This is a genomic window from Streptomyces sp. TSRI0107 (assembly GCF_001905845.1).
Taxonomy (GTDB): domain Bacteria; phylum Actinomycetota; class Actinomycetes; order Streptomycetales; family Streptomycetaceae; genus Streptomyces.
Genome location: NZ_LIVZ01000017.1, coordinates 1 through 15,679 on the forward strand (window position 1 = coordinate 1; position 15,679 = coordinate 15,679).

Genomic DNA, 15,679 nt, shown 5'->3' on the forward strand with positions numbered 1-15,679 from the left:
TCACAATAACAAACCAACACCCCACAACCCAGGCCCCACCACAACCCACCTGACCCACCATCACCCCAGGTCAGAGCAGTACAGAACACGGCCAACCGGCCGTATGACAAAGCCGGTTGCCGCCGGCGCGGGCAGTACGCCGCACCGGCCGCAACCGGCCGTCAGCGAGAAGTTCAGGGCTGTACGAGCACCTTCAGCGCCTCGCGGTCCGCCATCGCCCGGTATCCGTGCGGGACTTGCTCGAGGCCGATGGTCCGGTCGAAGACCCGCCCCGGCTCGACACGGCCCTCCAGCACGTCGGGCATGAGCTCTTCGATGTAGGCGCGGGTGGGGGCGACGCCTCCGGTGAGGGTGACGTTGCGGTTGAACACGTCGAATCCGACGGGGCCTTCGAGGTACTGGGGCACACCGACGCGACTGACGGTGCCGCCGTCGCGCACGACGCCGAACGCCGTCTCCAGCGCGGTGAGGCTGCCGACGCACTCCAGTACCGCGTGCGTGCCCTGATCGCCCGTCAGTTCCCGCAGCCGCTCTACGCCTTCGTCGCCGCGCTCGGCGATCACCTCGGTGGCGCCGAACTCAAGCCCCAGGTCGGTACGAGCTTTATGACGCCCCATCAGGATGATGCGCTCGGCCCCCAGGCGCTTGGCGGCGAGGACACCCGACAGTCCGACGGCGCCGTCACCGATGACCGTGACCGTCGTCCGGGGGCCGACTCCCGCGGTCACGGCGGCGTGGTGGCCGGTGGCGAACACGTCGGAGAGGGTGAGGAGGGACGGCAGCAGCGCGGAGTCGGCCGCGACCGGCAGCTTCACCAACGTGCCCTCGGCGTAGGGCACTCGGACCGCCTCGCCCTGGCCGCCGTCCACGCCGTCCAGGCCCCACAGACCGCCGTGCGCGCAGGAAGTGTGCAGACCTTCCGTGCAGAAAGTGCAGGTGTTGTCGGCGTACATGAACGGAGCCACCACAAGGTCGCCCACCTTCAACTCCGATATCCCGGCACCGATTTCCTCGACCACACCGATGAACTCGTGGCCGATACGCATGCCTTCCTCGGAAGGGGGCATGGCGGCATAGTGCAGCAGGTCCGTGCCGCAGATGGCGGAACGCAGCACGCGCACGACGGCATCGGTGGGTTCCTGCACCCGAGGATCGGCAACGTCCACGACTCGTACGTCGTCGGCACCGTAGATAACAGTCGCTCGCATCAGTCTTTCCGATCAGGTCGGTTCATCGTTGTCGGCGGACTCGGGCCGGGGTGGAACAGCCCTCTGAGCTGGGCCGAAGGTAACATGCCCGCTGCTCGGCGCCCTCGGGCGAATCCCACCGCTGAAAGGTGCACCTCCTTCGTGACTGACCGCGCGCTGATTTCGACTCCGCCCCCGCATCCGATCGCCATGCTGACCGCCGAGGAGGTGGACGCGGTACGCGCCATCCTCGATGCGGCCGGAAAGCTGGGGCCTTCGGTGCGGTTCGTGTCCGTCATACCGGAAGAGCCGAACAAGGCGGACCTGCTCGCGTTCACACCGGGTTCAACGGTGGACCGTGTCATGAGAGTTCAGCTTCTGGACCGCGCCGACGGCGCGTCTTTCGAGGCGCTCGTCTCGGTCACCCGCGGCTGCGTCGACTCCTTCGAGCGACTGGACACCTCGCGGAGCCAGCTCCCCATCCTCAACGAGGAGTTCGTGGCCGTTCAGGAAATCCTCGACAACGACCCCGGTTGGAAAGAGGCGTTGGCGCGCCGCGGCCTCACCACCGAGACGGTATTGGCCACTTCGCTCTCGGCCGGCCACTACGGCATTCCCGGCGAGGACGGCCACCGCATCGTCCGCGCCTTCGGATTCGACCAGCCCCGCAAGACCGACCTGCCCTGGGGACAGCCCATCGACGGACTGGTCGCCTATGTCGACCTGACCGAGGGCAGGGTGCGCGAAATCATCGACCACGCGGTGATCCCCGTTCCGCAGGACCCCGGGAACTTCCACGATCCCGAGTACACCGGCCCGCACCGCACTTCGCTGAAGCCGATCGAGATCACCCAGCCGGAAGGCGTCAGCTTCTCCGTGGAGGACAATCTCGTCCGCTGGGAGAACTGGACGCTGCGGCTCGGCTACAACGTGCGCGAAGGGCTGACGCTGCACGACATCTCGTTCTTCGACAAGAGCCGGGACCGGCACCGCTCGGTGATCCACCGCGCCTCGATCGCCGAAATGATCGTCCCCTACGCCGACCCCTCTCCGACGCGCTTCTGGCAGAACTATTTCGACCAGGGCGAGTACCTCTTCGGCCGGTACGGCAATCCGCTGGAGCTGGGCTGCGACTGCCTGGGCGAGATCCACTACATCGACGCGGTGATCGCCGACGAGGAAGGTCTGCCGCTGACCATTCCCAACACGATCTGCATGCACGAGGAGGACTTCGGCGTGCTGTGGAAGCACACCGACCTCCTCGTCGGCGTGCGGGAGACCCGCCGGCAGCGGCGCCTGGTCATCTCCTTCTTCACCACGGTCGGCAACTACGACTACGGCTTCTACTGGTACCTGTACCTCGACGGCACGATCGGCTTCGAGGCGAAGGCGACCGGCATCGTCTTCACCTCCGGCTACCAGGAGGAGCGCGGCGCCTACACCTCCGAGGTCGCCCCGGGTCTGGGCGCGCCCTTCCACCAGCACCTGTTCTGCGCCCGGCTCGACATGGCGGTGGACGGCCGGCGCAACGCCGTCGACGAGGTCGAGGTGGCGCGGATCCCGATGGGCGAGGGGAACCCGTACGGGAACGCGTTCGGTCGCCGGGTGACCCGGCTGGTCTCCGAGCAGGCGGCGAAGCGCGACGCCAACCCGGCCGCCAACCGGGAGTGGCACGTCGTGAACCCCGAGTCCACCAACCATCTCGGGCAGCCCGTCGGATACGCGCTCGTCCCGGAGGGCCTGCCCACCCTGCTCGCCGACGAGCGGTCCTCGATCGCGGCCCGCGCCGAGTTCGCCCGCCACCACCTGTGGGTGACCCGGCACGCCGACGACGAGCGCTACCCGGCCGGGTACCTGGTGAACCAGCATCGCGGCGGCGCCGGCCTGCCCGCCTGGACGAAGGCGGACCGCGGCATCGACGGCGAGGACATCGTGCTGTGGCACACCTTCGGCCTCACCCACTGGCCGCGTCCGGAGGACTGGCCGATCATGCCGGTCGACTGCACCGGCTTCACGCTGAAGCCGGTCGGCTTCTTCGACCGCAACCCGACGCTGGACGTACCGCCCGGCAGCACCGGGGGCCACTGCCACGGCGGCGCCTGAGACACGGCGCCGAAGGGTGACGGCGGACGCGACGGGCCTGGCCGGTCGCGTCCACGCCCCGGTCAGCGCCGGCGGATGATCTCCGCGTTCGGACGGAACCGGGTCCGCTCCTCCGGATCGACGACGTCGTCGCGGTCGGTGAAGTAGTACGACGTCGTCGTGCCGGCCACCACGTCGAGGAGGAACCGGCCGCACGGCACCGGATGCGCCTCCCAGAGGGGCCCGCGTCCCTCGTTGAGGATCACGGTCCAGTCCTCCGGGGCGACGCCGGGCCGGACCAGCCAGTACAGGACGTGTCCCGAGCCTTCCACGTACGCCCAGGGCACCAGCCCGGCATCGCCGTCGGCCAGCTCCGCCGGCTTCTCCTCGCCCGCCTCCCAGAGGTCCGCGAGGATCTCCGCGCGCTCCGCGCTCTGGGCGACCAGGTCGTACATGGGCTCCGGGCAGCCCGGTTCCAGCAGCCACAGCTCCCCGGCGAACACCCCGCCGCCGTAGGCCTCGACGAGCCGCTTGTAGTCGGCGGGCAGGGCACGGCCCAGTTCCCGTTCCACGGCGTCCCACTCGACGCTCCGCCCGGCACCGGCCGGCGGCGGACAGATCCGCATCAGCTCGTCGACGGCGTCCGGGGCCGCACCCGGCTGTATCTCCCTCGGCATGGCGTCCACCCTGCACCATCCCCGGCGGGGACACGAACGGACCCGCCCCCCTATGCGAGGGGCGGGTCCGAGGGGTCGCGTCAGTCCAGCGGCGAACGGCTGACCCGGATCTTGGACTGGCCGTGCGGCCGCTTCTCCCAGTCGTCCATGAAACGGGCGTGCAGCCCGTGGCGGCGGGCGAGGGTGAGGAGGGTTTCGGTGCGGTAGTAGAAGTCCTCGCGCAGCACCTGGTGTTCGGTGCCCTCGGTGCGGTCGAAGGTGAAGTCGAAGAAGCCGGTCGGTGTCAGCACCCGCCCCACGTTGGCCAGGCACTCCTCGATGACGTCCAGGGGCGAGTGGGAGAAGACGCTGTGCGCGTGGACGACGTCGAAGTGCTCGGCGGGCAGGAAGTCGAGCTTCAGGTCGCCGGTGATGGTCAGGTGCGGCAGCTTGTCCTGGAGTCCGCGCTCGGCGAGGGTCCGCTTCGCCGCGATGAGGATGTCCGGGGAGATGTCGATGCCGTAGTAGTTGCCGGTGTCGAGGTGGTCGATGAAGCGCCAGCCGCCGCGCAGGTTGCCGCAGCCGATGTCGAGCATGCGGTGCTCGGGGCGCAGCCCGTGTTCCAGCAGGTAGTCGAACTGCATCCGCCCCAGGGCGAGCCACCGGTCGTGGGTCTGGCTGCCGACCGCGGCGTCCGGGTCGCGGCGGGTGTCGGAGGCCATCACGGCCCGGTAGTAGCCGACGTGGTCGCGGTGCTTCAGGCGCAGCCAGGCGTCCCGGCCGGCGCGGCGCACGTAGGGGGCGATACGGCCGGGGTGGCGCAGGGCGTAGCCGACCTTGTGGGTCACGGCGGCGCGGTTGCTGCGCAGTTTCCTCGGTGCCTTGGCGTCTGCGGGCATGGCGAAGCGACCTCCGTACGCGAACAGGAACAGGGAGTGGATGCGGGAAGCGGGTGCCGAAGGGGACGGTGCGTAAGGAAATGGTGCGCGCTCAGGCGCGTCGGCGCAGGACGAGGACCGTGCCGAGGAGGAGGGCGACGGTGAGGCCGCCGAGCAGGGCGGTGTCGATCCACTGGAAGGTCCAGTGGTCGCCGGAGGGGTTGGCCTCGTAGAAGCGGTCCGCGGCGGGACCAGCAGGCGCGTCTTGTGGCTCAACACGGGGGTGGATCGGCAGCCGACGTTCATATTGCTGAACAGCAATCACATACACATGTATTGACGCGTCCATAGCAAGCCCTTACCGTCCCGTCGAAGGCCATTTCCGGCCCCCGCGGCGGCACCCGCACGCATCAACTGTTCATCCACTCGAACCGCTCCGCCGCAGGTTGCCACACAACCGAACTGGAGACGAACCGATGCATCTGAGACCAGCCATCCCGGTGATCGCGTCCGCGGGCCTCCTGGCCGGCGCGCTCGTCGCACTGTCCGGCACCACCGCCCAGGCCGCCACCGTCCGCTACGAGGCCGAAACCTCCCCGGCGGTCTGCACCGGCACCATCGACTCCGACTGGACGGGCTACTCCGGCAACGGCTTCTGCAACGGCACCAACGCGAGCGGCGCGTACGTCCAGTTCACGGCCGACGCCCCGGCCACCGGTACGGCCACCCTGCGGATCCGCTTCGCCAACGGCACGACCACGGCCCGCGCCGCCGCCCTCACCGTGAACGGCACCTCCGCCGGATCGCTGTCGTTCGAGTCCACGGGCGCCTGGGACACCTGGGCGACCAAGACGGTCACGGTGTCACTGACGTCCGGCAGCAACACCGTCCGTCTGAACCCGACCGGCTCGGGCGGCCTGCCGAACATCGACTACGCCGAGGTGGAGACGACGGGCGGCACCACCCCGCCCCCCACCACCGGTGACGTCCTCTACGTCGCCCCCAACGGCACCGACGGCGCCGCCGGCACCCAGGCCTCCCCCACCACCCTCACCTCGGCGATCAGCCGCATCACCCCCGGCGGCACCATCTACGTCCGCGGCGGCACGTACAGCCACTCCCAGACCGTCACCATCCCGCCGGCCAAGAGCGGCACGGCGAGCGCCCGGACGAAGCTGACGGCGTACCCCGGCGAGAAGCCCGTCCTCAACTTCTCGGCGATGGCGGAGGCCGACTCCAACCGCGGACTCGCGCTGAACGGCGACTACTGGCACATCACCGGCCTCACCGTCGAACGCGCAGGCGACAACGGCATCTTCATCGGCGGCAGCAACAACATCGTCGAGCGCACGGTCACCCGCTACAACCGCGACACCGGCCTCCAGCTCTCCCGGATGTCCTCGACGACCCCCAGCTCCCAGTGGCCGTCGAACAACCTCATCCTCAGCGCGGAGTCCCACGACAACGCCGACTCCGACGGCGAGGACGCCGACGGCTTCGCCGCCAAGCTGACCTCCGGCCCCGGCAACGTCTTCCGGTACGCCGTCGCCCACAACAACATCGACGACGGCTGGGACCTCTACACCAAGCCCGACACCGGCCCCATCGGCGCGGTCACCATCGAGGACTCCCTCGCCTACGAGAACGGCACCCTCAGCGACGGCTCCCAGGCCGGCAACGGCGACCGCAACGGCTACAAGCTCGGCGGCGAGGACATCGAGGTCGACCACGTCATCCGCCGCAGCATCGCCTACGACAACGGCAAGCACGGCTTCACCTACAACAGCAACCCCGGCACGATGACGGTGTCCGGCAACATCAGCGTCGACAACGCCCAGCGCAACTTCAACTTCGACGCCGGCACCTCGGTGTTCCGCGACAACACCTCCTGCCGGAGCTCCGGTGGCACCAACGACCGCATCATCGGAAGCTCCGACTCCACCAACCAGTTCTGGAGCGGCACCAACGGCTCCCGCTGCGCCTCCTACTCCGGCGCCCTCGGCTGGTCGTACGCCTCGGACGGGCGACTGGTGGTGACGTTCGGCGGCAGGCAGGTCACCTGGTGACAGCCGCTTCGCCCGGCAGGCGCTGAAGGCCCGGCGGCGGCCCGGAAAACCCGTACCCCGTGGCGCCCCGGCGCCCATACCGTGGCGCGATGACGACTCAGGTGATCGTGCTCAACGGTGGCTCCAGTTCGGGGAAGTCCGGGATCGTCCGGTGTCTGCAGGCGGTGCTGCCGGAGCCGTGGCTGGCCCTCGGGACGGACACGCTGGTCGACGCGTTGCCGGCGGCCATGCGGGCCTCGGACGGCGGGATCGAGTTCGCCCCGGACGGTGAGGTGATCGTCGGGCCGGAGTTCCGGGCGCTGGAGGCGGCATGGATCGCGGGTGTCGCAGCGATGGCCCGGGCCGGCGCGCGGGTCGTCGTCGACGAGGTGTTCCTCGGCGGGGCCGGCTCGCAGGCGGAGTGGCTGAAGGCGCTGAGCGGACTGCGCGTGCTGTGGGTCGGCGTCCGGTGCGACGCGGCCGTCGCCGCCGGGCGGGAGGTCGCCCGCGGTGACCGGGTCGTCGGGATGGCCGCGGCCCAGGCCGACCTGGTCCACCGGGGCGTCTCCTACGACCTGGAGGTGGACACCACCCACGCGGAGGCGCTGGACTGCGCCCGGACCATCGCCGCGCACGTCAAGTGATCCGCGGCCGGAACCCGGCCTACGGCACGCCCGCTGGGCGCCGCAGCGCGCCCAGCACCCAGCGCATGTGCTTGCGGTGGGTCACCACCAGGACCGGCACGCTCTCGTCCTCGCACTCCAGGACCAGCGCCTTGCCCCCGTAGTCGGGGAACCGGGGGTCGGTCCGGTAGGGCGGGCGGGCCCGGACCGGGGTGAGGGCCGGGGACGCCTCGCGGCGGAGGGCGGCGCCCGTCGGGTCGAGGGTCGTGGCGAGGCCGGTGGGACCGGCGGCCAGCATGCCGTCGGCGCGCGCGTACGGCACCTCGCCCACGATCACCCCGGGGAAGACCCGCTCCTGGGCGGGGAAGGCCGGGGTGACGGCGACCGTGTCGTCGCCGCTCTCCCTGCGCCGTACGACCCGTACGGCCACCGCGCACACCGCCACTACCACCGGGATGGCCGCGCCGACCACCAGGAACGCCTCACCGGGGCTGGCGGTGGGCCAGGGTGCGAGGGCACCGACCCCGGCGAGGAACACCACGCCCAGGAGCGGGGTGCCGAACTGCCAGGAGTAGGCCCGGCGGGAGATCTGGTGGCGCCGGCGCCACCAGGCCGTGACCACCAGGAAACCCAGCCCGTAGAGGCCGACACCGAGACCCCACGCGCAGAACAGCCGCCAGTCCCCGCGCGGGTCGGCGCTCGTGTAGGCGCGCTGGCCCGGGAAGTCGACATAGCGGATCTGGTCCCGCCAGTACGTGACGTCGACGCGAGCGCCGGGGTGGGCGCCCGGGTAGTTGTGCTCGTAGCCCCGCAGCCGGGTCCGGCTGGACTTCCCGTCGACCTGGTCCAGGTACAGCCAGAAGGGGGCCGACCGCCGGCCCTTCTTCCGCTCCGTCCGCTCGATGCGCGCGGTGACCGTCCGCAGGCAGTCGTCGCCGCGGTCGCCCGGCGCGCAGGCGACGGCCGCGCGGAAGGCACGCTCGTCGTCGAGCGCGCCGCGCAGCGGGACGATCAGCACGAACGCCGAGATCAGCGCGCACACGACGCCGATCGCCACCGCGGCGCGCAGGTGCACGACGGTCCTCGGTGGGCGGGAGATGGCCGGGGTCGTCATGGGCTCATCCTGCGGCACCGAGGCGGCGGCGGACACGGCGGGGTCGGGCACCCTTCGACGACGGTTCACTGCCGGGGACCGGCAATCCGCCGCTGCCGGGCGGTCCCGCTCAGCCGGGGTCCCGCAGCCCCGTGGCCCGGCCCCCGTCCTCCGGGTCCCAGACGACCTCCTGCACCCGCACCACCGCCTCCCGCGCGATCGGGCCGTACACGTGCGGGAAACGGGTCCCCTCGGGAACGCCCGGGGGCGGCGCGGGGTCGGCCTCCTCCCACACGCACTCCGCGGTGAGGCGGGTCTCGTCGATGTGCAGGACCAGCAGCGGCCTGGGCGCGGCGCGGTAGAACGCGTCGGTGATCGCCAGGGTGACCTGTTCGCCGGGCGAGCAGTGGACGAAGCCCTCCTCGGCGAGGGTCGCGGGCGCGTACGGGCGTTCCGGGTCCGCGGTCCAGGCGGTGGCGGGGACGATGTGGTGGATCACCCGCCGGTTATATCCCGGATCGGGTGCACCGTGCCGGGTCCGCGTTGCCTCGCGGGCGTCCGGTCGTTGGTCTCCTTATGCATCGATCGACCGGAGGCCCCCCATGCGCATGACCGACCTCGAGCGGTGTGAGATCCGCCCGGGGCGACTCGTGGAGTGGACGCTGCACCCGGCGGCCGTCGCGGTGGCGGGCGCCCTGCCGGACGACGCGCGTCCGCCCGCCTACGTCCAGGAGTCCCATCTGCGCACCTCCCGCTCGGTACGCCAGGACGGCCTGTTCGTGCCGACCTGGCTGGGAACCGCGTTCGACCTCCCGGGGCGGGTCGATCTCGACGTGCTCCAGGCGGCGCTGCACACCTGGACGCTCAGGCACGAGACGCTGCGCAGCGGCTTCCGCTGGTCCGGCGAGGAGGTACGGCGGTTCACGCTGGCCCCGGAGGCGGTCGCGCTGCACCGCGCGGACATCGGGCACTTCTCGGACGCGACGGTGCTCACCCGCCGGCTGCGGGATCGTTTCGATGCCGGGGCCGACGCGCTGACCTGGCCGAACTTCCTCTTCGCCGCGGTGGTCCGGGACGACGGCGCGAGCGTCTACATGGCGTTCGACCACAGCAACGTCGACGCGTACTCCATCCACCGCATCGCCGCCGAGATCCACGAGCTGTACGCCGCGGGTCTGTCCGGCCACGCCACCGCCGCCACCCCGGCCGCCAGCTACATCGACTTCTGCGCGACGGAGCGCACGGACGCCGACCGCATTGACGACTCCCACGAGATCGTGGCCAGGTGGCGGGACTTCATCGCCCGCTGCGACGGCCGGCTGCCGAACTTCCCCGTCGACCTCGGCCTGGACCCCGGCGGCCCGCTGCCCGAGCAGAAGCTCCTGCACGAGATGCTGGTCGACGACGTCACCGCGGCGGGCTTCGAGGCGTACTGCCGCCCGTACGGCGGCAGCCTGGTCGGCGTCCTGGCCGCCACCGCCCTCGCCGTGCACGAGCTGAGCGGCCTGGACGTGTACCGCACGGTCGTGCCCTTCCACACCCGCGCCACGTCCCGCTGGGCCGACTCGGTGGGCTGGTACGTGGGCGGCGCGCCGGTGGAGATCCCCGTCGCGCAGGCACCCGACTTCGACGGCGCCCTGCGGCTGGCCCGCGACGCGCTGCGGCACAACCGGCGGCTCGCCCGGATGCCGCTGGCCCGGGTCCTGCGGCTGCTGGGCGCCGACTTCCGCCCCACCTCGCCCGACCTGTACTCGATCGTGTCGTACGTCGACACACGCGGCACGGCGGGCTCCGAGCGCTGGCAGGAGCTGAAGGCGTACGGGCTGATCCGCGTCTCGTACGGCGACCAGGTCTGCCTCTGGCTCACCCGGCTGCACGAGGGGGTGCAGTTCGCCTGCCGCCACCCGGACACCGACAGCGCGCACAAGAACCTGCGGCGGTACGTGGAGCGGCTGCGGGAACTGGTGGTGTCGGCGGCCCGGGAAGGGGCGGGGCGGGCGGTGACGCCCGCCCCGCCGTGAGCCGTGCGGGCTACTTCGCGTCGATCAGCTGGTGCGGCGGGACCGTCACCGTGCGGGCACCCGGGGTGCCGCCGAGGACGACCTTGCGCAGGGCGACGTTGTTGTCGAGGTTGGTCTCCTTCAGGCGCTTCTCCGGGTTGGCGATGACCTGGATGTAGTACGTGCCGTTCGGCAGGCCGGTGATGTCGAAGGACTGGCCCGGGCGGTACTGGGTGTAGGTGTCGCCGGAGCCGACGTCCAGGACCTCACGCACCGATATGGAGTTCTGCTCGCCGCAGGCGGTCGACAGGTCGGTGTTGTACGGGTGCCAGTTGGCGTTCTTCACCGTGTAGTCGATCGCGTCGGTGTTGGCGAGGCAGAACGCCTCCTTGCCGCTGCGCACCTCCTTGGTCTGGTCCTCGCTCAGCAGGCGGTAGCTGGCGAAGTCGGTGAAGTGCCAGTGCTCGTGGCCGACGCGCGGGTCCCACTCCATGGTGCCGGTGGGGGTGTAGCCGACCTGCTTGCCGTTCGCGTCGTAGAAGTACTGGTACGCGTCCATCAGGTCCTTGCCGGGGCTGCGGAAGCCGTCCACGACGAGCGGGGCCGGGCCCGCGTTCCAGACGTTGGCGCTGAAGGCGAGGTAGTCCTTGCCGGGCACGTCGCCGTCCTCGCCGTCGGTGATGGCGATGTCCCAGGCCGGCAGCGAGCGCAGGTCGGGCTTGGGCACGTCCGCGGGGACGCCGGCCCGGCCGGTGGGCCGCTTGGCGTTCGGCTTCAGCGCCGGGGCGATCCGGGAGCCGTCGGTGTGGCCGGGGCCGTCACCGAGGTGGTGGGCGAGGCCGCGGTCCTCCAGGGCGTGGGAGAGGGCCGGCGGGGTGGGGGCGTCGGCGCCGCGCGGGCCGTAGTGGTGGGCGGCGCCGGCCTGGGCCGTGCCGTGACCGGCACCGTGACCCGCGCCGTGGCCCGCGCCGTGGTGGGCCGACTTGCGGGCGGCAGCCGCGCCCTGGCCGCCCTCGCCGTCGCCGGTCTCCCGGACCGTCACCTTGATGGTGGGCCGGTCGTCGGGGATGGAGAACAGGTCGCGGTACTTCTTCGCGACCGCCACCTTCGCCGTGTACTCACCGGCCGGCAGGTCCACCGGCTTGTCGTAGTCGACGGTGCTGGAGTTGGACGCCCAGCCCTTCTCCACGCCCCACACCGAGCCCAGCGTGAACGGGTTGGTGGGGCAGCTCTCCGGGTAGTGCGAGGTCGCCGGGGCGTCCGGGCGGATACGGCCGGAGGCGTTGTTCGGGCAGAAGGTGCCCTTGCTCTTGGCGACCTCCTTCCCGGCCGCGTCGGTGACGGTGACCTCCAGGAAGCCGGGCAGCCCGGAGAAGTCCTTCACCAGACCGGCGGGCAGGGTCTTCGTCTTCGTGGTGCCGCCGTCGCGGAGGATCTGCTTGGCGACCACCGGGTCCTTGTACGACTTCCTGGTCACCTTGAACTCCAGCGGCGCGCCGTCGACGGAGACGTACGTGCCGAGGTCCAGGTAGACGCCGGGTTCCCCTTCCCAGCGGTCGATCGTCACGGCGCTCGACGCGGCGATCAGCTTCAGCTTCGGCTTGCCCCCGGCCGCCGGCGTGGCCTTCCCGGCGCCCGGTGCGGCCGCCGCCGCCGCGACGACGACGGTGAGCGCGGCGCCGGTGGCGAGCGTGGCCCGCTTCAGGCGTGTGCGGTTCTTCTTACTGGTCATCGGTTCCTCGTCTGCGAGTGCCGCGGTCGAGCGGCATCGGACTGGGCAGCCCACACCCGGCCGATGTGCCGTGGACGCTCCCCACGCGTCCTGGCCGAGCCTGTGAGCATCCTGTGAGACCGGTAAATCAGGTGTGCGGGTTGCCTGTTGGGACTGAAGAGGAACAGACGAGTCGACTGAGGGGCGTGCGAGGTGGCGCGGGGGGCGCGGAGGCAGCTCGTACCCATTCGCCACGGTTCGCCACCCCTTCCCCGGCATAGAAATATCCACAAGCATGAGCACCCCTGTTCCGGAACTCGGAGGTGCACTTATGCGAGGCGCCCAGAGACGGGCCGAGGAATGGCTCTCCGCGGCGGCCACGGACCCACGCGCGTGCAAGCGCCAGTGGGCGGGGGAGAGCGGGATATCGATGGTGGCCTGCGGGCGGTTCTGGGACGTGCTGACCGTCCCGGAGAGCCTGGGCGTGCTCGCCCTGGACGCCCTGCTGTGCATCCCGCAGGCGCCCGGCCCCGTGCTCGCGGACACCGGATCCCGCCGGGTCGGCTTCTTCCTGCCGCCGGACCCGCAGGGGCGGTGGGTCGGCCCCGACATCCGGTACGCGGGCCGCGGCTCCTGGATCGCCGTCCCCGCCCCGTACCGGGCCGCGGGCCGGCTGCGCTGGCTGGTGCCGCCCGACGGCACCGGGTCGCTGTTCGTGCCCGCCGCCGTCGAACTCGCCCTCCAGCAGGCCCTCGGCACCCTCGCCGGGCACGCCGAGACCCGCGAACGGTGCCCGACGTGCGGGGCGCACAGCGGCTGAGACGGGGGTCCCTCGGCCGGGGCCGTACGACGGGATTGCGATACTCCAGCCCGTGAGCACGGACAACGCCCAGCGGGCCGGACGTCACCAGCCCCCGGCCCGCCGCCCCATACGCAGCTGGCAGGAAGCCGAGCGCAACGCCGCCGCGTGGATGCGCCACTGGGGCTACCACGACGCCGCCGCACGCCCCGGCGGGGCGGACGGCGGCGTCGACGTACGGTCGGCGCGGGCGCTGGGGCAGGTGAAGTTCCAGGCCCACGCGGTGGGGCGGCCGGAGCTGCAGCGGCTGTTCGGGGCGCGCGGGCGGCACATGGACCGGCAGCTGCTGTTCTTCACCGGCAGCAGCTACGCCTCGACGGCCGTCGAGTACGCCGCCGAGAACGACATCGCGCTGTTCGTGTACGCCCTCGACGGCGCGATGACCCCGGTCAACGCGGCCGCCCGCAGGATCAGCTCGGCCGCCCGGCAGCAGAAGCCGGCACAGACCTCACGCCCCACGCCGAAGCCGCAGCCGAAGCCGCAGCCCGCGCGGCCGGCACCGCCCGCGCGGCAGCTCACGCTCTCCAAGGCGTCCGATCCCTCGCGACCGGCCGAGCCCACTTCCCCGAAGGAGTCCCCGAAGGAGCACCGCCCCGGCTCCGCCCGTTTCGCCCTCGGGTTCATCCTCGCCGTCGTGGCCCTGGCCCTGCCCGCCTCCGACAGCTTCGTGCCCCGCCCGAGCCGGACCGTGGCGACGGCGGCCATGCTCGTCGTGCCGGTGCTGCTGATGGTCTGGGGCGTCGTCGAGAAGACCGGGCGCCGGTTCGGGCACACCGCTCTGGGGCTGTTCCTCCTCCAGTTGCCGGTGGGGTGGCTGTGCAACGCGCGGCTGTGGCAGGGCGGCATCGCCCTGACCACCACCATCACCCTGGCGTCCGGCGCCGCGGGCGTCCTGCTGCTGCGGCACGGGGCCCGGGTGCGCGCGGCGGAGGCGGAGGCGGAGGCGGAAGAGCTCACCGCGTCGTCGGCGGGCGGTGCATCGCGAGCGCCCAGATGACGAAGAAGTCGACGGCGATCATGATCAGCGCCCAGAACGGCGCGTACGGCAGGAACATGAACTGGGTGATCAGGCCCAGCGACGCCAGCACGATGCCGACCGCGCGGGCCCACTCGGCGCCCCTGAGGATGCCCGCGCCGGTGAACGCCGCGATCACGCCGAGGACCAGCAGCACCCAGCCCCAGCCGGTGAGGCTGACCTCGTACAGGTAGTGGCCGAGCCGCGCGTACACGTCGTCCTCGACGATCGCGGCGATGCCCTGCAGGACCGCCAGGATGCCGTTGACCAGCAGCAGGACACCGGCGAATACGGTGCCGCCGGAGGCCAGGTCCACGCTCGGGGGCCTGGCGGAGGCGGCGGGTTCGGTGTACCTCGGCTGCTGCTGGCTCATGTCTCGACGATCCGCCGGTCACCCCGCCCCCACCAGGCGGAAGCCTCCGTTCGGGTGACCCCGCACGGCCCGGACCCCGCACGGCCCGGAGTGCGTCGTCACCCGGTCGGGCCTTCACTGGAATGAAGACCCGCACCCTGGGAGGCACCATGGCCCGTCACCGCAGGACCTGGGCCGCGCTCACGGCCGCCGCGGCGGCCACGGCCCTCGCGCTCACCGGCTGCGCCGACGAGGAGAGCAATCCGCAGAACCCGGTCGGCAGCGCCGCCTCGGCGGCGGAGTCCGCCGCTTCCCGGGCCGGCGAGGCGGTGGAGTCGGCCACCGCCGAGGTGCAGCAGCGGTTCGACGACATCACCGGCGGCGTCGACGTCAAGAAGGACGTGACGCTCGGCAAACCCACGACCGACCGTGACGGACGGGCCGCGGTCGAGGTCACCGTGCGGAACACCGCCGGCTCGGCCAAGTCCTTCGCCGTGCAGGTCACGTACAACGACCAGGGGGGCAACTTCCTCGACACGGTCGTGGTGACCGTCAACGACGTGCCGGCCGGCGAGACCCGCTCCGGCACGGCCCGCAGCAACCGGGACCTGAGCGGGAACGTGAAGACCGAGGTGAGCCGCGCCCTGCGCTACTGACCCACGGCCGCGACCCGCACGGCGCCCTACGCCGGGCCCGTGACCTCCACGGCGGCCGGGCGGAGCAGGACGTCGCCGACCCGGTAGCCGGGGCGCAGGACCGCCGTGCAGACAGGGCGTGCGGCGGTCGGGGAGACGTGGTGGACCAGCGCCTCGTGGCACACCGGGTCGAACGGCTCGCCCACCTCCCCGAACGCCACCAGCCCCAGCCCGCCCACCTGGGCGTACAGCACCCCGGCGATCTCCGTCAGGCCCGGCGTGGCCGGCTCCTGGGCGCGGGCCGCGTCGACGACGTCCAGCACAGGCAGCAGCCCGCGCAGCACGTTCGCGACGGCGATCTCCCGCACCGCGAGCCGGTCGCGCCGGACCCGCTCGCGGTAACGGGCGTACTCGGCCTGGACCCGTTTGAGGTCGGCGGTCCGCTCCGCGACCTCGGCGACCAGGCGTTCCCATCCCTGAGACCGGCTGTGCTCCATCTCGGCCTGCCCGTGCACTCGCCTACACGCCTTGGGTAGGCCCGCA

General features: G+C 71.7%; 16 protein-coding genes. 7 read left to right on the forward strand and 9 right to left on the reverse strand.

What is annotated here, in order from left to right:
• Window positions 1–173: 173 nt before the first annotated feature.
• Window positions 174–1,208: a zinc-binding dehydrogenase gene (locus AMK31_RS35200; RefSeq protein ID WP_073944824.1), complete on the reverse strand. Its 1,035-nt coding sequence runs from the start codon at window positions 1,206–1,208 to the stop codon at window positions 174–176.
• Window positions 1,209–1,349: 141 nt separating this feature from the next.
• Here AMK31_RS35200 and AMK31_RS35205 point away from each other — a divergent pair, with 141 nt between their 5' ends.
• Entirely contained in the window at window positions 1,350–3,290 is a 1,941-nt protein-coding gene (locus AMK31_RS35205) for a primary-amine oxidase (protein WP_073944825.1), read from the forward strand.
• Window positions 3,291–3,352: 62 nt separating this feature from the next.
• On the opposite strand, the gene AMK31_RS35210 is transcribed toward AMK31_RS35205, so the two are convergent.
• From AMK31_RS35210 to AMK31_RS41840, 3 genes are all read right to left on the reverse strand, one after another.
• The gene (locus tag AMK31_RS35210) at window positions 3,353–3,946 is read right to left on the reverse strand and encodes an SMI1/KNR4 family protein (protein WP_073944923.1); all 594 of its coding nucleotides are present in this window, start codon (window positions 3,944–3,946) and stop codon (window positions 3,353–3,355) included.
• Between the two features lie 80 nt (window positions 3,947–4,026).
• Window positions 4,027–4,824, reverse strand: coding sequence for a class I SAM-dependent methyltransferase (locus AMK31_RS35215; RefSeq protein ID WP_073944826.1), 798 nt, complete (start codon window positions 4,822–4,824; stop codon window positions 4,027–4,029).
• Between the two features lie 91 nt (window positions 4,825–4,915).
• Window positions 4,916–5,128: a hypothetical protein gene (locus tag AMK31_RS41840; protein ID WP_241842828.1), complete on the reverse strand. Its 213-nt coding sequence runs from the start codon at window positions 5,126–5,128 to the stop codon at window positions 4,916–4,918.
• A gap of 151 nt (window positions 5,129–5,279) precedes the next feature.
• Between AMK31_RS41840 and AMK31_RS35225 the strand changes: the two genes are divergently transcribed.
• Together AMK31_RS35225 and cpt are read left to right on the forward strand one after the other, a co-directional pair.
• On the forward strand, window positions 5,280–6,869 hold the full coding sequence (locus AMK31_RS35225; RefSeq protein WP_198948640.1) for a carbohydrate-binding protein: 1,590 nt from the start codon (window positions 5,280–5,282) through the stop codon (window positions 6,867–6,869).
• 89 nt (window positions 6,870–6,958) lie between these two features.
• Window positions 6,959–7,492 carry a chloramphenicol phosphotransferase CPT gene (gene cpt / locus AMK31_RS35230; protein ID WP_073944828.1) on the forward strand — a complete coding sequence of 178 codons (534 nt, stop codon included), beginning with the start codon at window positions 6,959–6,961 and terminating at the stop codon, window positions 7,490–7,492.
• 19 nt (window positions 7,493–7,511) lie between these two features.
• Here cpt and AMK31_RS35235 read toward each other — a convergent pair whose 3' ends face one another.
• Window positions 7,512–8,585 carry a hypothetical protein gene (locus tag AMK31_RS35235; protein WP_143204290.1) on the reverse strand — a complete coding sequence of 358 codons (1,074 nt, stop codon included), beginning with the start codon at window positions 8,583–8,585 and terminating at the stop codon, window positions 7,512–7,514.
• A 109-nt stretch (window positions 8,586–8,694) separates the two neighbouring features.
• A complete protein-coding gene (locus tag AMK31_RS35240; protein ID WP_073944830.1) occupies window positions 8,695–9,063 on the reverse strand; it encodes a DUF952 domain-containing protein in 369 nt (122 codons plus the stop codon).
• Between the two features lie 103 nt (window positions 9,064–9,166).
• On the opposite strand from AMK31_RS35240, the gene AMK31_RS35245 reads away from it, so the two are divergent.
• On the forward strand, window positions 9,167–10,585 hold the full coding sequence (locus AMK31_RS35245; RefSeq protein WP_198948641.1) for a condensation domain-containing protein: 1,419 nt from the start codon (window positions 9,167–9,169) through the stop codon (window positions 10,583–10,585).
• Between the two features lie 10 nt (window positions 10,586–10,595).
• Here AMK31_RS35245 and AMK31_RS35250 read toward each other — a convergent pair whose 3' ends face one another.
• Window positions 10,596–12,296, reverse strand: a complete 1,701-nt coding sequence (locus AMK31_RS35250) for a lysyl oxidase family protein (RefSeq protein WP_073944831.1) — start codon at window positions 12,294–12,296, stop codon at window positions 10,596–10,598.
• Window positions 12,297–12,606: 310 nt separating this feature from the next.
• Here AMK31_RS35250 and AMK31_RS35255 point away from each other — a divergent pair, with 310 nt between their 5' ends.
• Together AMK31_RS35255 and AMK31_RS35260 are read left to right on the forward strand one after the other, a co-directional pair.
• The gene (locus AMK31_RS35255; RefSeq protein ID WP_073944832.1) at window positions 12,607–13,095 is read left to right on the forward strand and encodes a bifunctional DNA primase/polymerase; all 489 of its coding nucleotides are present in this window, start codon (window positions 12,607–12,609) and stop codon (window positions 13,093–13,095) included.
• Window positions 13,096–13,147: 52 nt separating this feature from the next.
• On the forward strand, window positions 13,148–14,131 hold the full coding sequence (locus tag AMK31_RS35260; protein WP_073944833.1) for a restriction endonuclease: 984 nt from the start codon (window positions 13,148–13,150) through the stop codon (window positions 14,129–14,131).
• Here AMK31_RS35260 and AMK31_RS35265 read toward each other — a convergent pair.
• Window positions 14,088–14,522: a DUF7144 family membrane protein gene (locus AMK31_RS35265; protein ID WP_073944834.1), complete on the reverse strand. Its 435-nt coding sequence runs from the start codon at window positions 14,520–14,522 to the stop codon at window positions 14,088–14,090. The two genes, AMK31_RS35260 and AMK31_RS35265, sit on opposite strands and share 44 nt — an antisense overlap.
• A 122-nt stretch (window positions 14,523–14,644) precedes the next feature.
• Here AMK31_RS35265 and AMK31_RS35270 point away from each other — a divergent pair, with 122 nt between their 5' ends.
• Entirely contained in the window at window positions 14,645–15,157 is a 513-nt protein-coding gene (locus tag AMK31_RS35270; RefSeq protein WP_241842829.1) for a hypothetical protein, read from the forward strand.
• A 26-nt stretch (window positions 15,158–15,183) separates the two neighbouring features.
• Here AMK31_RS35270 and grpE read toward each other — a convergent pair whose 3' ends face one another.
• Complete coding sequence (gene grpE, locus AMK31_RS35275) at window positions 15,184–15,633, reverse strand: nucleotide exchange factor GrpE (RefSeq protein WP_073944927.1); 450 nt, start codon at window positions 15,631–15,633, stop codon at window positions 15,184–15,186.
• Window positions 15,634–15,679: the final 46 nt, after the last annotated feature.

Bases quoted from the DNA above. Each gene is read 5' to 3' on its own strand.
- AMK31_RS35200 (WP_073944824.1), bottom strand. From the start codon at position 1,208: ATGCGAGCGACTGTTATCTACGGTGCCGACGACGTACGAGTCGTGGAC.
- AMK31_RS35210 (WP_073944923.1), bottom strand. From the start codon at position 3,946: ATGCCGAGGGAGATACAGCCGGGTGCGGCCCCGGACGCCGTCGACGAG.
- AMK31_RS35215 (WP_073944826.1), bottom strand. From the start codon at position 4,824: ATGCCCGCAGACGCCAAGGCACCGAGGAAACTGCGCAGCAACCGCGCC.
- AMK31_RS35225 (WP_198948640.1), top strand. From the start codon at position 5,280: ATGCATCTGAGACCAGCCATCCCGGTGATCGCGTCCGCGGGCCTCCTG.
- cpt (WP_073944828.1), top strand. From the start codon at position 6,959: ATGACGACTCAGGTGATCGTGCTCAACGGTGGCTCCAGTTCGGGGAAG.
- AMK31_RS35235 (WP_143204290.1), bottom strand. From the start codon at position 8,585: ATGACGACCCCGGCCATCTCCCGCCCACCGAGGACCGTCGTGCACCTG.
- AMK31_RS35245 (WP_198948641.1), top strand. From the start codon at position 9,167: ATGCGCATGACCGACCTCGAGCGGTGTGAGATCCGCCCGGGGCGACTC.
- AMK31_RS35250 (WP_073944831.1), bottom strand. From the start codon at position 12,296: ATGACCAGTAAGAAGAACCGCACACGCCTGAAGCGGGCCACGCTCGCC.
- AMK31_RS35255 (WP_073944832.1), top strand. From the start codon at position 12,607: ATGCGAGGCGCCCAGAGACGGGCCGAGGAATGGCTCTCCGCGGCGGCC.
- AMK31_RS35265 (WP_073944834.1), bottom strand. From the start codon at position 14,522: ATGAGCCAGCAGCAGCCGAGGTACACCGAACCCGCCGCCTCCGCCAGG.
- AMK31_RS35270 (WP_241842829.1), top strand. From the start codon at position 14,645: ATGAAGACCCGCACCCTGGGAGGCACCATGGCCCGTCACCGCAGGACC.
- grpE (WP_073944927.1), bottom strand. From the start codon at position 15,633: ATGGAGCACAGCCGGTCTCAGGGATGGGAACGCCTGGTCGCCGAGGTC.